Origin of the sequence: Methylomonas sp. MS20 (genome assembly GCF_050275925.1) — a bacterium.
Taxonomy (GTDB): domain Bacteria; phylum Pseudomonadota; class Gammaproteobacteria; order Methylococcales; family Methylomonadaceae; genus Methylomonas; species Methylomonas koyamae_A.
On sequence record NZ_CP189962.1, the window covers coordinates 4,873,790 to 4,888,668 of the forward strand.

Consider the following 14,879-nt stretch of genomic DNA (forward strand, 5'->3'; position numbering starts at 1 on the left):
GCAAGACTCCGAGGTCTTATACGCCAAAATGTAGGTTGGGTTAGCGAAGCGTAACCCAACAAAATCAAAATGTTGGATTTCATTTTCCCCTCACCCCCAACCCCTCTCCCGCGAGGAGAGGGGCTTTTATGCCCCCGTCGGGAGAGGGCGCTTTGGCATCTCCACGCTCCACCCTAAACCAAGCCGCATACAGCGCCGGCAGGAAGAAAACCGTCAACACAGTCGCTACCGTCAGCCCTCCCATGATGGCGATGGCCTGCGGGCCAAAGAAGTCGTTGCGCGACAATGGGATCATCGCCAGGATCGCCGCCGCCGCAGTCAGCATGATCGGCCTGAATCGCCGCACCGTCGATTCGACGATGGCCGACCAGGTATCGAGCCCGGATTTTTCATCCTGATCGATTTGATCCACCAAAATCACCGAGTTGCGCATGATCATGCCGGCCAGGGCCAGGATGCCGAGCAAGGCCACGAAACCGAACGGCGCCCGGAACAACAGCAAGGCGAAGGCCGCGCCGATCACGCCCAGCGGCGCGGTGCTGAACACCATGAAAGTCCTGGACAGATTCTGCAACTGCATCATTAACAAGATCAGCGTGACGATCAGCACCAGCGGAATCCAGATCAGAATCGACTTCTGCGCGTTCACCGCGTCTTCCTTGGAACCGCCGGTTTCAATGAAATATCCGACCGGCAGGCTATCCTGAATCGGTTTAAGTTTCGGGACGATTTCCGCCGCCACATCCGGGGCCATCTTGCCGTCGGCCACGTCGGCGCGTACCGAGATAGTCGGGAAGCGGTTGCGCCGCCAGCGCACGCCGTCCTCGAACACGGTCTCGAATTTGACGAACTGCGACAGCGATACCGACTTGCCATTGGCCGTGCGCACTGCAACGTCCGGCAATTCGTCAGCGGCGGTGCGCAATTCGGGACTGGCCCGCCAGACGATGTCGATCAATTTATCCTGCTCGCGCAATTGCCCGACCGGGATGCCGGTGTAATGTGCCTGCAAGGCTTGCGACAGGCTGGCCGTCGATACGCCCAGGGCGCGGGCCTTGTCCTGATCTAGCATCAGTCGGAACGACGGCATACGGTCATGCCAATCGTCGTTGACATCCACGGTGCCGGGATGGTTACGCACGACTTCGGCCACCCGGTCGGCGATGTCGCGCACTATGTTAGGGCTTTCGCCAAGCACCCGGAACGCCAACGGATAATCCATCGGCGGCCCGACATTGAGGCGCTTCACCCGGCCCCTGACATTCGGAAAATCCGTCTCAAGAATCTGCCGGACGCGCTGCATCACCCGTTCGCGTGCCTGGTTATCCTTGGTCATCACCACCAATTCGGCCAGATTGGTATTCGCCAGTTGCTGCACGATTAACATAAAAAACCTCGGCGTGCCGCTGCCAACATAGCTGGCGACGTGTTCCACATCCTCGTCCTTGGCTAACAGCGCTTCCATGCGTTTGGCGGCGGCTTCGGTTTGCTCGAAGGCACTGCCCTCCGGCAGCCACAGGTTGACGATGACTTCCGGGCGGTTGGACAGCGGGAAGAACTGTTCGGGGACGTGGGTTAAAGCCACAACCCCTAGACCGAACAAGGCCAGCGTGGCGATAATGACTTTTTTGCGGTGCGCGACGCAGGCATCCACCCAGCGCCGCAAGCGGTTGTAGAACGGCGTATCGAACAAGTCGTGGATAGGGCCATCGGCGCTGGCATGCACCTTGAGGATCAAAAATCCCAAATACGGGGTGAACACCACCGCGCCGATCCAGGACAGAATCAGGGAAATGCCGACCACCTGAAAAATCGCCACGGTATATTCGCCGGCCGAGGATTGCGCCAAACCCACCGGCAGGAAGCCGGCGATGGTGATCAAGGTGCCGGTCAGCATCGGAAAGGCGGTGGCAGTGTACGCGTAAGTAGCGGCGCGCATCCGGTCCCAACCTTCTTCCAGCTTGCGGGCCATCATCTCGACGGCAATCATCGCGTCGTCCACCAACAGGCCCAACGCCAGAATCAAAGCCCCCAAGGAAATCCGTTGCAGATCGATGCCGCACAGCAGCATGACCAGCAAGGTAGCGGCCAGTACCAGCGGCACGGTCAGCGCCACCACGGACCCGGTGCGCCAACCCAAGCTTAAGAAACTGACCACCAACACGGTAGCCAGGGCTTCGAAAAAGGTTTGGCCGAATTCCGCCATCTGGTTTTTCACCACATGCGCTTGATTGGCGACCGGCTCCACGTCCATGCCCAACGGCAATTCGTTTTTGATGCCGGCCAGTGTGTCTTCCAAGGTTTTTCCCAGGTCGATCACGTTGCCTTTTTTGTTCATCGTCACGCCGAGGCCGAGGGCCGGTTTGCCGTTGAAACGCATCTTGAATTCCGCGGGATCGATATAGCCGCGCGTCACCTTGGCAAAATCGCCGACCTTGAAGGTGCGATTAGCGATACGTACCGCCATATTAGCGACGCTGTCCGCCGAGTCGAACGAGCCGGTCAGGCGTATCGGCAGATTGCGCTGCGCGGAAAATACCGTGCCGGCCGGCGCCATGCCGTTCTGGGCCTGCAAGGCTTGAGCAACCACCGCCGTATCCAGGCCCAGTTCGGCCAGCTTTTTGTCGGAAAACTCGACGAAAATCTTTTCGTCCTGTACGCCGATCAGGTCGACCTTCTCGACATCCTTGACCCGCAACAATTGTTGGCGGACCGAATCGGCCGCCAATTTCAGGTCGGCATAACTGAAACCTTCGCCGGAAAAGGCGTAAATCAGACTATAGGTATCGCCGAATTCGTCGTTGAAAAACGGCCCTATGCTGCCGGGCGGCAGCGTCATACGGATATCATCGACTTTCTTGCGCACTTGATACCAAAGCTCGGGAATTTCCTTGGGCGGCGTATCTTCGCGCGGGGTGACGAAAATCACCGATTCGCCGGGTTTGGAATAGCTGCGCAGGTAATCTAGGTCAGGCAGCTCCTGGATTTTCTTTTCCAGTCTGTCGGTCAACTGTTGCTCGACTTCCAGCGCAGTGGCGCCGGGGTAGAGGGTTTTGACCACCATGATTCGAAACGTGAACGGCGGATCTTCCTGCTGGCCCAGCTTGAAATACGCGAATAGCCCGCCGAGCACCACCAATGCCAGCATGAAGCCGGTGAAGGGGCGATGTTTTAGCACCCACTCGCTGAGGTTGAATGCTTTCATAGCTGTGCCTTATTTAGATTTTCCTGGCCACCGTGATTCTTAGGCAATCCCGATCCTTCCGGCAAGCGAACAGCTTGCCCCTCGGCCAGACGTTGCACGCCGGCGCTGACCAGCAACTGGCCGGCGGCGAGGCCCTCGACGGCAACGCGTTCGCCGGTCAGTGTTTCTCCCAGCCGCACCGGCACGGAATTGACGGTGGCCGCCTGCTCGTCGACCAACCAGACTAAGCGATGATCGGGCTGATTTTGCGGGGTATAGACGGCGGAAAGCGGGATGGCGATACCCGACGCAGTATTAGCCGCGATATGAACGGTCGCGGTCATGCCCAATTGTGCGGCGTCCAGCCCTTCCAGCAAGCTTGCCTTGACGCGATAGGTGCGACTGGCAGGGTCGGCGGCCGAGGCGATTTCGCGGATTCTGGCCTTCAGCAGCCGTTCGTCGTCTAACCACAACGACACATTAACGACTTGTTGGCGCTTGATTTCCGCCAGCCTGTGCTCGGGCACGTCGAAATGGATTTCCTTTTCGTCGAGCTGGGCCAGCGTCACCACGGCCTGGCCGGCCGCCAGCACTTGCCCGGCCTCGACAGCCAACGCCGTGACCACGCCATCGCGGTCGGCATGCAATTCGGTATAGCTCAGCTGGTTGTTCGCCTCAGCCAATTTCGCTTCCAGAGCCGCCGTCCGCTCCCGCGCCGTGGTATAAGCGGTTTCGTGCCGCTCGAACTCCGGCGGACTGATGACTTGCTGAACCAACAGTTCGCGGTATCTCACCAGATCGTCGCGCAAGAACGTGCTGTCGGCCTGCGCGGAAGCCAGCTGAGCTTTAAGGCTCTGCACGGCGAGGCGGTAATCGTTGCCGTCCAGTATCGCTAGCAACTGACCCTTACCCACTGGGTCGCCAACATCAACTTTGCGCTCCAGCAGTTTACCGGCCACCCGGAAGGATAAGGGCGTCTCGATTCTGGCCCGGACTTCCCCGGCAAAACTTCTGGCACCGGCGACGGTGTTCTGCTCGATTCGAAACACCTTTACCGGGCGGACAACCGCTGACGTTGGTTTGTCCTGGTCGCTGCATCCGGCGCTTATCATCAGCGGCAGTAACAATCCGGCTAGAAGCCTGTGCTTAGTCGTCATGGAATTCTTCGATAAATGAATCATGTCGTTATCCTTCAATGATTCAGACTATCGGCAGCTGGTTAAACTGGCGCAAGCTCTTGTCTACCAAGGCTTCCGGGAGGAAACGGCGCAGAAAACGCACTTGGGTTGCCTGTTTTCCGGCGGTATAGCGCCTTTTGGGAGCCGCGGCAGTCGCGGCTTTCAACACCGTATCGGCGACCACCTCCGGAGCATCGCCCGCGTTCACGCCCTTGCGCATCAGCGCTTCCATGCCGGTACGCACCGAGTCGTAGACGGCCAGCGGTTGATCGGGCTTGGTTAAGCTGGATTCGAACGCGGTGCGGGTATATCCCGGTTCAACCAAAACAACCCGGATGCCGAAGCTGCGCAGTTCGTGGTCCAGCGATTCGGAATAGCCTTCGACCGCATGCTTGGTCGCGGCATACAGTGCGTTGTAAGGCGCTGGGATAAAACCAAGGGCTGAGCTGATATTGACGATTCTGCCTTTTCCTTGGTTGCGCATGGTCGGCAACACGGCATTGGTCACGCGGGTAATGCCGAACAGGTTGACGTCGAACAAGGCCTGAGCCTGAGCGGTTGACGACTCTTCCGCCCCTCCGAGCAAGCCGACGCCGGCATTATTGACCAACAGGTCGATGCGGCCGGCCTGCTTCAATACCTCGGCTACCGTGTTGTTTACCGAAGCTTCGTCGGTCACGTCGCAACTCAGCATGGTGATGCCGTCGACGCTTGCAGCTGCCTTGCGGCTGGTGCCGAATACCCGGTAACCCGCTTTTTGCATGGCCTTGGCCGTTACCAGTCCAATGCCCGAGGATGCACCGGTGATCAAGGCTACGGCATGGTGTTTAGTGTTCATATCGAATCTCCCGTGGTGTGGATTGTCTGTCGCTTAAGTGTTACTATCATTTCGATAGCAATGTTACTATCATTTTGAAATTAAGTCACTACTAAAAACGTATGAACGACAAAAATATTTGCGCGGACCCTTGTCCGATCGCTCGCTGCCTGGCTTTTCTGGGTGACGCCTGGAGCTTGTTGATTCTGCGGGACGCCCATTTCGGCCTGACCCGCTTCGACCAATTTCGAAAAAGTCTCGGCATCGCACCGACGATGCTGACCCGGCGCTTGGCGACGCTAACTGAGGAAGGCATGCTGGAAAAGCGGCTGTATTCGGAGCGGCCGCCGCGTGAAGAGTATGTGTTGACCGATGCCGGCCGGGATTTTCTGCCGGTGCTTGTCATGATCGGGGCTTGGGGGCACCAGTATCGCGGCGGCGGACCGCTGGTGCGGATTCAGGATGTCGAAACGGGGGAAGATATTAAGCCGGTGACCATCGACGCGGTCACGGGGGCAAGGATAGGAACTCGCCCGCTACGCTTTGTGTTGCCTGATGTCGACTGATCGATTAAAGCGTCAAATGGGTAGCGTCACTATTTGCTTGATGTCGCCGGTTTTATTAACCCAACCCAATTTATCGCGGGTATACCGTTCGAGCTGAGCTCGGCTAAGCCCAGGCTGGCTAGCCCTTCGACGGGTTCGGGGCGAACGGTATTTTAAGGGCCGGGTTAATAACGCTAACGCAGCGCATCAACCGCCACCTCGAATGCAGACAACGATGCCGGCGATGGGGACAATACCTGCAACGGCGGCGACACTCTGGGCATCATTTCTGAAGAGCCGGCACGATCCGCCCGTCGGCGACATGCTGTTCGGCCATATCCGCGGGCAGGTAGGCCCAAGTCGGCTCCGAATATAGCGGTGGCGTGATTCAACGTCCACTGCTCGGACGCTAAGCACCCCGGACTGCCGGCTTGACGCAGCCATCGTCGCGAAATTATCGTCACGGTTCATCGGTGCCTCTTGCTACAGGCCACGAATAACGAAACAAATGAGTTAACGGCATGACTGAAATTGCGCTCAATAACGTCTTAGCCCCGCCAAACCGTCTTGATAGCGTTTCCGGTTAAAAGAGCCTACAAGCTCTTCCGCCCAATTTCATATTCGCCAGGGACGAACGTCACCCTAAAGCCATTGGCATTAAGATTTATTCACCCGCTATGGCCATCTGCTCCAACAGGATAGAGCCGACTCGCAGATTGCCGCGCAGATCCACGTCGTTGCCGATCGCAACGACGTTGCGCAACATGTTTTTCAGGTTCCCGGCGATCGTGATTTCCTGCACCGGATATTGAATTTGGCCATTTTCGACCCAGAAACCCGACGCACCCCGCGAGTAGTCGCCCGTCACCCGGTTGATGCCCTGCCCCATCAACTCGGTGACCAGCAAACCGGTATCCAGCAAAGCCAACATACCGGCGAAATCGCGTTCGCCCGGTTCGACGATCAGATTATGCACGCCGCCGGCATTGCCGGTGGTGCGCATACCCAGTTTGCGCGCCGAATAAGTACTCAGTACATAGGATTCCAGGACGCCGCCACGCACAATGTCACGGGCCTGAGTGGTCACACCCTCGGCATCGTAACTGGCACTGCCCAACGCGCCTGGCAGCAAGGGTTCTTCATGAATGCGGACGAAATCCGGCATTACTTGAGTGTGCAGGGAGTCGAGCAAAAACGACGACTTACGGTATAAATTGCCGCCGCTGACCGCGCCGATCAAGGCACCTATCAAACCCGACGCCATTTCCGCCGCGAACAATACCGGACATTGCCGCGTGCTCAGGCTGCGGGCGCCCAATCGGGCCACCGTCCGTTGCGCCGCCTTGCGTCCCACCAACTCCGGCGCTTCCAAGAATTGCGGATTGCGCGCCACGCTATACCAATAATCGCGCTGCATGCCGTCGTTGGCACCGGCCAGCACCGAACAGCTCAACGAGTGCCGGCTGGATTGATAACCTTGCAAAAAACCCTGCGAATTACCGAACACCCGCGTTCCGGAATGACTGTTGACGGTGGCGCCTTCCGAATTGCTGATCGCCGCATCGTACTCGCGCGCCGCGTTCTCGCACGCCACCGCCAACTCGATGGCTTGCGAGGCTTCGATTGCCCAAGGGTGGTAAATATCCAGATCGACCGCCGATCGCGCCAAGTCCTCCGGGTCAGGCAGGCCGGCGAAATCGTCGGCACTGGCGTAGCGGGCGATGCTGCAGGCCGCCTTAACCGTTTCGGTCAACGACGCGGCGGAAATATCGTTGGTGCTGGCCGAACCTTTTTGCTTGCCAAAGTAAACCGTGACACCGATTCCCTGGTCGCAGTGATACTCGATGGTTTCGACTTCGCCCAAGCGGGCCGATACCGATAAACCGTTGTCGATGCTGAAGCCCGCCTCCGCGGCATCGGCGCCTTGGCGCTTGGCTTCGTCCAACAGTTGCTGAACGACATCTTTTAAGCGATTGATTTCTTGTTGATTTTGCAAGTTGAGTATCCTTGAAAGCTGGTTTCGGCCGAAGATCGGTTCGGGATCGGCTTAAACGCCGGTCCCGCCGACGGTCAAACCGTCAATTTTCAGGGTCGGCTGACCAACGCCGACCGGCACGCTCTGCCCGTCCTTACCGCAGGTGCCGACGCCGCTATCGAGTTGCATGTCGTTACCGACCATGGAAACCTTGGTCAGCACGTCGGGACCGTTGCCGATCAAGGTTGCGCCCTTGACCGGCCGGGTAATTTTGCCGTTTTCGATCAAGTAGGCTTCGCTAGCCGAGAACACAAATTTGCCGGAGGTAATGTCAACCTGTCCGCCGCCGAAATTGCGGGCATACAACCCCTTGGACACCGAGCGGATGATTTCTTCCGGATCGCTTTGCCCCGGCAGCATGTAGGTATTGGTCATCCGCGGCATCGGCAAGTGGGCGTAGGATTCGCGGCGGCCGTTACCGGTCGGCTTGACCCCCATCAAATGGGCGTTCAACCGGTCCTGCATGTAACCGCGCAGGATGCCGTTTTCGATCAATACCGTATTCTCGGTCGGCGTGCCTTCGTCGTCGATACTGAGCGAACCGCGCCGCCCCGGCAGTGTGCCGTCGTCGACGACCGTGCATAAGTCCGATGCCACCCTTTCGCCGACCCGCCCACTGAAAGCGGAGGTGCCCTTGCGGTTAAAGTCGCCTTCCAGACCGTGTCCGATCGCTTCGTGCAGCAAAATGCCCGGCCAGCCGGCCCCCAACACCACCGTCATGTTGCCGGCCGGCGCCTCGCCGGCTTGCAAATTGACCTGAGCCTGGCGCACCGCCTCCCGGCCGTAATCGAAGGCGCGATCGCCCTCCAGAAAATAGCCGTAATCGCTGCGACCGCCGCCGCCCATGCTGCCTTGTTCGCGACGACCGTCTTCGACCATGATCACCGACACGTTCATTCTGACCAGCGGCCGAACGTCGGCAACCAAGCCGCCATCCTGATCCGCGATTAACACCGTGTCGTAGGCCGCCACCAGACTGACCATGACCTCCTCGATCCGGCTGTCCAGTTTGCGGGTTTCGCTATCCACCCGTTTCAGCAGATCGATCTTGGCCTGGTCGTCGAGCGATTTCAACGGATTCATCGGCTGGTACAAACTCGGCCAAGCCGCGGCGGTGTCGATGCGGTGCCGCGTATTTTGCCCTTGCCGGACGATGGCTTTAACGTTGTTGGCCGCTTCCAGCAAGATCGGCAGTTCGATACGGTCGCTATAGGCAAAACCGGTTTTATCGCCGCTGACCACCCGCACGCCGGCGCCGTGCTCGATCGAATGACTGCCTTCCTTGACGATGCCGCCCTCGAGCGACCAGGATTCGAAATGGCTGGATTGAAAATAAATATCGGCGGCATCGACCGGCGCGCCCAGCAGAGCGGCCATCACCCGGTCTACGTCTTGAACTTGCAGGCCGTTTGCGGCCAGGATGGAGTCGGTAACTTGATCGAGTAGGGACATGAATGAGTTAAAGTTTATAGGTTCCGGCGGCCGGGCTGCTCAGATGACGAAAAAAGAAGCAATATAACCGACCGCGACCACGACCACCAGCAACGCGGCTTTATGAGTCAGCGTCAACGATTGCCAATACAACTCGTATTCGGTTTTCCGGCGAACCCAGCATTCGCTCAGCCACAGTTTGAACGTCAGCCAAATCCTCGGCATGATTTTCCACAAACGGTACAAGGCGTAACCGATCATGGACATCAAAATGTAAAAAGTCACGACTTGACTGCCGTGACGACCGGTATCGAACAGAAACTCGACCACCTCCCCGATATTCAGGATGTGAAACGCCACCTCGACCGCTTCTTCGATACCCAGTTCTATCCATTCGAACGCGCCGTGCAGCAATTCGAACAACAAATGAAACAACTCGCCCAACAACTCCAGCGTGATGTCGTACATGACGATCGCCAGCACGATGAAACCGACGATGATTAAGTCGAGATGTCTTCTAAGCATTGATTCAGTTCCTGTCCGCCGCCGATGCGACCGTTTCCGGCACCTGCCAATCCACCCGCCACTGGCCTCGCCCGGCCGCCAGCACGCCATCCAGCCAAGGCAACAATTCCTCGGCCTGCCGATCGAGTTGCCAGGGCGGATTAAAGAAGACCATTCCGGCCCCGGTCATCCCTCTGCCCGCCGTATCGGCTGCGACACAATGCTCGATGCGCAATTGCTTGGGAATGCCGGTCGTGACCAAAAGCCGCATAAAGCGCTCGGTTGCGTCTCTATCGATCACCGGATACCAAAGCGCGTAAACGCCGCCGGCAAACCGGTGGTAAGCGGCCGCCAGCGCTTGAACCACGGCTTGATATTCGCTCTTCAGTTCGTAACTCGGATCGATCAGAATCAGGGCGCGCTTCTGAATCGGCGGCAATTTTTTGCCCAACATTCGCAAACCGTCTTCTTTTGCCACCGTCACCTGATTGTCTCCGGCATATAGTTGTTGTAAGACCTGAAAGTCGCTGGTATGCAATTCCGACAATGATAACCGATCTTGCGACCTGACCAAGCGTCTTACCAGCTGCGGAGAGCCGGGATAGCGCGCCAGACGGTTTCCGGTATTTTCGGCCCTGACCGCCGCCAAATAATCGCGCAGCAAGGGTAACGGTTGTTTTTCGTCCCAAAGTCGGGCGATGCCCTCGCGGTATTCACCGGTTTTCTGGGCAAACTCCGATTTAAGCGCATATTTGCCGGCCCCGGCGTGCGTGTCGATGTACACGAAGGGCTTGACCTTTTGCTTGAGCGCGGCGATCGCCAGACTAAGCAAACTGTGCTTTAAAACATCCGCGAAATTGCCGGCGTGAAACCCGTGGCGATAGCTGAGCATGCGCTAACCTAAAAAGAGAACGGGAAGGGACTCCGGCAAACCGCAACCATCGCCTATCCCAATTTGGAACGAAACATGAAATACACCGCGCCCAGCAGACACAGACCGGCCCAGAGGTAATCGAGTTTCAGCGGTTCTTTCAGGTAATAAACGGAGAACGGCACGAACACGCTCAACGCGATCACTTCCTGAACGATTTTCAACTGGCCGACGCTCAAGGCGGTGTAGCCGATGCGATTGGCCGGCACTTGAAACAAATACTCGAACAGCGCGACGCCCCAACTGACCAGGGCCGCCAGCAACCAATGCCGACCGTTCAATTCCTTCAAATGGGCGTACCAGGCGAAAGTCATGAATACATTGCTGCAAACCAGCAACCCGGCGGACGTTAAAATCGCGTTCATGCGCTTAGCGGCTGCTCCGCGGCCAAGCGCCGCTGTTTGAATTGCTGGATTCCGGCAATGCGCAGCTGCCGGATCGCCGCGCCGATTTGCGGGCCGGATACGCCGTTTTGAGTAGCCGACGTCGTATCGACCGCCATCGCGGCGGCGGCGGCCTCGCGCAGATAGGCGGCTTGGGGATAGTCGCGCTGTTCGAAACCGGTTCGGCCGCGCGCGTCGGCTTCGCAAGCCAGAATAAAATCCTCCAGGCAGCTGTCCGGCTTGAACGCGCCGATCGCCTGCAACATGTCGACCAGCGTGTCGGGCCGCAACTCCAAGACTCTGTGGCAGTGGGTATGGTAAGCCATCACGCGGGCCGCCAGCGTTTTGTGGACCTTAGGCACCCGCAAACGTTCGCAAAAACGCTCCAGCACCGGCAAACCTTTTTGTTCGTGGCCGTGATGGCTAGGCCAAAAATGGCTGGGCGTCAGCGCCTTACCCAAATCGTGCAGCAAGGCCGCCAAACGAACCTCGGCGCTGGTGGACAATTTGGCCGCTTGTTCCAACACCATCAGAGCATGGATGCCGGTATCGATTTCCGGATGATGTTTTTCCGGCTGAGGCACGCCAAACAAGGCCTCGATTTCCGGAAAAATCGCCTTCAATGCGCCGCAATCGCGCAACACTTGAAAAAACGCCGCCGGACGCGGTTCCACTAAAGCCTTGGACAATTCCGCCCAAACCCGCTCGGCTACCAAATAATCGGCCTCGCCGGCCGCGACCATGTCCGCCATCAAGGCCATCGTCTCGTCGGCCACGACAAAGCCCAAGTGAGCGTAACGTGCCGAGAACCGCGCCACCCGCAGAATCCGCACCGGATCTTCGCAAAACGCCGGCGAAACGTGCCGCAACAAACGATTTTGCAAGTCGCGTTGGCCGTTGTAGGGATCGATCAACCGGCCGTCGGCGTCCAGCGCCATCGCATTGACCGTCAAATCGCGGCGTAATAAATCTTCGTCCAGCGTCACTTCGGGCGAAGCGTCGATGGCAAATCCTTTGTAACCCGGCGCGGTTTTGCGCTCGGTGCGAGCCAGGGCGTATTCCTCGTGAGTCTCGGGATGCAAAAACACCGGAAAATCCTTGCCGACCGGTCGAAATCCTCGCGACAACATGGCCTCGGCGGTTTCGCCAACCACCAGCCAATCGCGCTCCGTCACCGGAAGATCCAGCAAACGATCACGCACCGCGCCGCCGACCAGATAGGTTTTCATGCACTTGAAACTCACCGCTTAATGACCAGTGCAACAGTATAAAGGACTCCCGCCGAGAGCGTCTGGCTTATTCCACCGCAAACACCCCGGCGCCGGGAACTTACGCGGGGTAGCGCGCTCGAAAAGCCCGCTACCCGAGGACGATTTGCGTCAGTTGCGGAATAAAACGCTTCATCGTATACTTCGGGCAGCTTTCTTGATCAAGCTAGCACACTACAACAAAGCCTCTGGAGGGTATACAAATGAAATGGGAAACACCTGCTTACAATGACATGCGTTTCGGCTTCGAAGTCACCATGTACATCTACAACCGTTAATCGCAACGGTTGTTCCTAAAAAGGGGCAATTTTCCTGCCCCTTTTTTTTGCCTGGCGTTTTTGAATCCCGTATCATGCGGCGCTCTTTCATTCACGCGAATCACTCATGAAAATCAGAGTTCTCGGCGCCGGCGCCGGCGGCGGTTTCCCGCAATGGAATTGCAATTGCGACAATTGCGGCCGTTACCGCAGAGGCGAATTCAACGGCAAGGCCCGCACCCAATCGTCGATTGCCGTCAGCAGCGACGGACGCAACTGGTTGCTGTTCAACACCTCGCCCGATATTCGGGCCCAGTTGGAAGCCTTTCCGGCCATCCAACCCAAAACCGGTATCCGCGACACCGGCATCAAGGCCGTTTTGTTGATCGACAGTCAAATCGACCACACCACCGGCATGCTGATGCTGCGCGAAGGCAAGCCTTTGGAAGTGTATTGCACCGAGATGGTCAAGCAAGATCTGACCAGCGGTTTCCCGCTGTTCACGATGCTGAAAGACTATTGCACGATCAACCATCATCCGATTGCCTGCGACGAAACGCCGTTCGAGATTCCCGGCATAGACGACATTCGCATTTACGCCCATGCCTTGAAGAGCAAAGCGCCGCCGTATTCGCCGCACCGCCACGATCCGCATGACGGCGACAACATCGGCGTCGTCGTCGAACAAATTTCCACCGGCAAGAAGCTGTATTACGCACCGGGCCTCGGCGAAATCGAACCGCAGGTCATGGCGGCGATGCAAAACGTCGATTGCCTGATGGTGGACGGCACTTTCTGGACCGACGATGAAATGGTGGTGCGCAACATCAGCCACAAACACGCCCGCGAAATCGGCCACTTGCCGCAATCCGGCGCCGGCGGGATGATCGATGTATTGAACGGCGTGCCGAACGCCCGCAAGATTTTGATACATATCAATAACACCAACCCGATTCTCGACGAAGATTCGCCGGAGCGTAAAACCCTGGATGCCAACGGCATCGAAGTGGCTTACGACGGACTGGAAATTGACTTATAACCAAGGTGTTACATGACTGCAGATAATCAACCCTGGAGCCGCGAAGAATTCGAAGCCAAACTGCGCGGCATGGAAAAGTTCTACCACATTCATCATCCGATGCACACGCTGATGAATGAAGGCAAGCTGACCAAGCAACAATTGCAAGGCTGGGTCGCCAACCGCTTTTATTACCAGGTGATGATTCCGATCAAGGACGCCAATATCATGGCCAACTGCCCGGACCGCGAAACCCGCGCCAAATGGGTACAGCGCATTCTGGACCACGACGGCCATCCCGGCGACCCAGGCGGCATCGAGGCCTGGATACGTTTAGGCATCGCAGTCGGCTTGACTCGGGAAGAGATTACTTCGCTGGAACACGTGCTACCCGGCGTGCGCTTTGCCGTGGACGCCTACGTGAATTTCGCCCGCCGCGCCGAATGGCACGAAGCCGCCAGTTCGTCGCTGACGGAACTATTCGCCCCGAAAATTCATCAACAGCGCCTGGACAATTGGCCGGACGTGTATCCTTGGGTCGAACAAGAGGGTTACACTTACTTCCGCAAGCGCCTGACCGAAGCCCGCCGCGATGTCGAGCATGGACTGGAATTGACCCTGGACTGGTACAAAACCCGCGAACAGCAAGAACGCATGGTGCAAATTCTGAAATTTAAACTGGATGTATTGTGGAGCATGGCCGATGCGATGTATCTGGCTTATGTCGCCGACATGCCGCCGTATTTCAATATCGAGCAATAATGCAAACAGCATTGCAGCAGCACCTCACCGCCGAAGACTACCTAGCCTGGGAGGAAACCCAAGTCGAGAAGCATGAATTCGTGGCGGGAGAAGTGTTTGCGATGGTTGGAGCGCGGCAGGACCATGTGGTCGTCTGCGGCAATATCTTTGCAGGCTTGAAGCAACGCTTGCGCGGCACGCCTTGCCGGCCTTATGTCGCAGACCTGAAACTACGGGTTGATGCTGCCGACGCCTTTTTCTACCCCGATGTGATGGTATCCTGCCATCCCGGCGACTTGAGCAACCAGCAATTTATTTCTAACCCCTCGCTGGTCGTAGAAGTGCTGTCGGACTCTACCGCCGCTTACGACCGCGGCGGCAAATTCGCCGCCTACCGTAAGCTCGATTCGCTGAAGGAATATTTGATCGTCGACATCGAAGCCCGCCGGGTCGAATGCTTCCGCCGCGCCGCCGACAACGATTGGTTGCTGCATGATTACGTCGGTGAAGTCGATTGCCTACTAAGCAGCCTCGGCATTCGCATACCGACGAGCGAAATTTTTGAAGATATTGCTTAGGAGGCAATC

14 protein-coding genes are annotated in these 14,879 nt (G+C 57.6%); 5 read left to right on the forward strand and 9 right to left on the reverse strand.

Going from position 1 to position 14,879, the window contains the following annotated elements; genetic code table 11:
• Positions 1 to 79: 79 nt before the first annotated feature.
• The 3 genes from ACQE3D_RS21660 to ACQE3D_RS21670 are packed head-to-tail and all read right to left on the reverse strand — an operon-like array spanning position 80 to position 5,200.
• Positions 80 to 3,205 carry an efflux RND transporter permease subunit gene (locus ACQE3D_RS21660; protein ID WP_313730493.1) on the reverse strand — a complete coding sequence of 1,042 codons (3,126 nt, stop codon included), beginning with the start codon at positions 3,203 to 3,205 and terminating at the stop codon, positions 80 to 82.
• The gene (locus ACQE3D_RS21665) at positions 3,202 to 4,341 is read right to left on the reverse strand and encodes an efflux RND transporter periplasmic adaptor subunit (RefSeq protein WP_313730492.1); all 1,140 of its coding nucleotides are present in this window, start codon (positions 4,339 to 4,341) and stop codon (positions 3,202 to 3,204) included. The genes ACQE3D_RS21660 and ACQE3D_RS21665 overlap by 4 nt, the downstream gene beginning before the upstream one ends.
• 43 nt (positions 4,342 to 4,384) lie before the next feature.
• Positions 4,385 to 5,200 carry an oxidoreductase gene (locus tag ACQE3D_RS21670; RefSeq protein WP_313730491.1) on the reverse strand — a complete coding sequence of 272 codons (816 nt, stop codon included), beginning with the start codon at positions 5,198 to 5,200 and terminating at the stop codon, positions 4,385 to 4,387.
• A gap of 101 nt (positions 5,201 to 5,301) precedes the next feature.
• On the opposite strand from ACQE3D_RS21670, the gene ACQE3D_RS21675 reads away from it, so the two are divergent.
• Complete coding sequence (locus ACQE3D_RS21675) at positions 5,302 to 5,745, forward strand: winged helix-turn-helix transcriptional regulator (RefSeq protein WP_064024519.1); 444 nt, start codon at positions 5,302 to 5,304, stop codon at positions 5,743 to 5,745.
• A 643-nt stretch (positions 5,746 to 6,388) separates the two neighbouring features.
• Here ACQE3D_RS21675 and pmbA read toward each other — a convergent pair.
• The 6 genes from pmbA to ACQE3D_RS21705 are packed head-to-tail and all read right to left on the reverse strand — an operon-like array spanning position 6,389 to position 12,237.
• A complete protein-coding gene (pmbA, locus tag ACQE3D_RS21680; protein ID WP_313730490.1) occupies positions 6,389 to 7,720 on the reverse strand; it encodes a metalloprotease PmbA in 1,332 nt (443 codons plus the stop codon).
• Positions 7,721 to 7,771: 51 nt separating this feature from the next.
• Entirely contained in the window at positions 7,772 to 9,211 is a 1,440-nt protein-coding gene (tldD, locus tag ACQE3D_RS21685; protein WP_313730489.1) for a metalloprotease TldD, read from the reverse strand.
• Between the two features lie 39 nt (positions 9,212 to 9,250).
• Entirely contained in the window at positions 9,251 to 9,715 is a 465-nt protein-coding gene (locus tag ACQE3D_RS21690; RefSeq protein ID WP_064031489.1) for a hypothetical protein, read from the reverse strand.
• A gap of 4 nt (positions 9,716 to 9,719) precedes the next feature.
• Entirely contained in the window at positions 9,720 to 10,586 is an 867-nt protein-coding gene (locus ACQE3D_RS21695) for a 23S rRNA (adenine(2030)-N(6))-methyltransferase RlmJ (protein ID WP_313730488.1), read from the reverse strand.
• Between the two features lie 53 nt (positions 10,587 to 10,639).
• On the reverse strand, positions 10,640 to 10,990 hold the full coding sequence (locus ACQE3D_RS21700) for a DMT family protein (protein WP_071158755.1): 351 nt from the start codon (positions 10,988 to 10,990) through the stop codon (positions 10,640 to 10,642).
• Positions 10,987 to 12,237, reverse strand: a complete 1,251-nt coding sequence (locus tag ACQE3D_RS21705; RefSeq protein WP_313730487.1) for a multifunctional CCA addition/repair protein — start codon at positions 12,235 to 12,237, stop codon at positions 10,987 to 10,989. Before ACQE3D_RS21705 ends, ACQE3D_RS21700 begins: the two co-directional genes overlap by 4 nt.
• A gap of 242 nt (positions 12,238 to 12,479) precedes the next feature.
• Between ACQE3D_RS21705 and pqqA the strand changes: the two genes are divergently transcribed.
• From pqqA to ACQE3D_RS21725, 4 genes are all read left to right on the forward strand, one after another.
• Positions 12,480 to 12,554, forward strand: coding sequence for a pyrroloquinoline quinone precursor peptide PqqA (gene pqqA, locus ACQE3D_RS21710; RefSeq protein ID WP_054760176.1), 75 nt, complete (start codon positions 12,480 to 12,482; stop codon positions 12,552 to 12,554).
• A gap of 106 nt (positions 12,555 to 12,660) precedes the next feature.
• The gene (gene pqqB / locus ACQE3D_RS21715) at positions 12,661 to 13,572 is read left to right on the forward strand and encodes a pyrroloquinoline quinone biosynthesis protein PqqB (RefSeq protein WP_313730486.1); all 912 of its coding nucleotides are present in this window, start codon (positions 12,661 to 12,663) and stop codon (positions 13,570 to 13,572) included.
• A 12-nt stretch (positions 13,573 to 13,584) separates the two neighbouring features.
• Positions 13,585 to 14,313, forward strand: a complete 729-nt coding sequence (gene pqqC, locus ACQE3D_RS21720) for a pyrroloquinoline-quinone synthase PqqC (protein ID WP_071158761.1) — start codon at positions 13,585 to 13,587, stop codon at positions 14,311 to 14,313.
• Entirely contained in the window at positions 14,313 to 14,870 is a 558-nt protein-coding gene (locus tag ACQE3D_RS21725; protein WP_313730485.1) for a Uma2 family endonuclease, read from the forward strand. Before pqqC ends, ACQE3D_RS21725 begins: the two co-directional genes overlap by 1 nt.
• Positions 14,871 to 14,879: the final 9 nt, after the last annotated feature.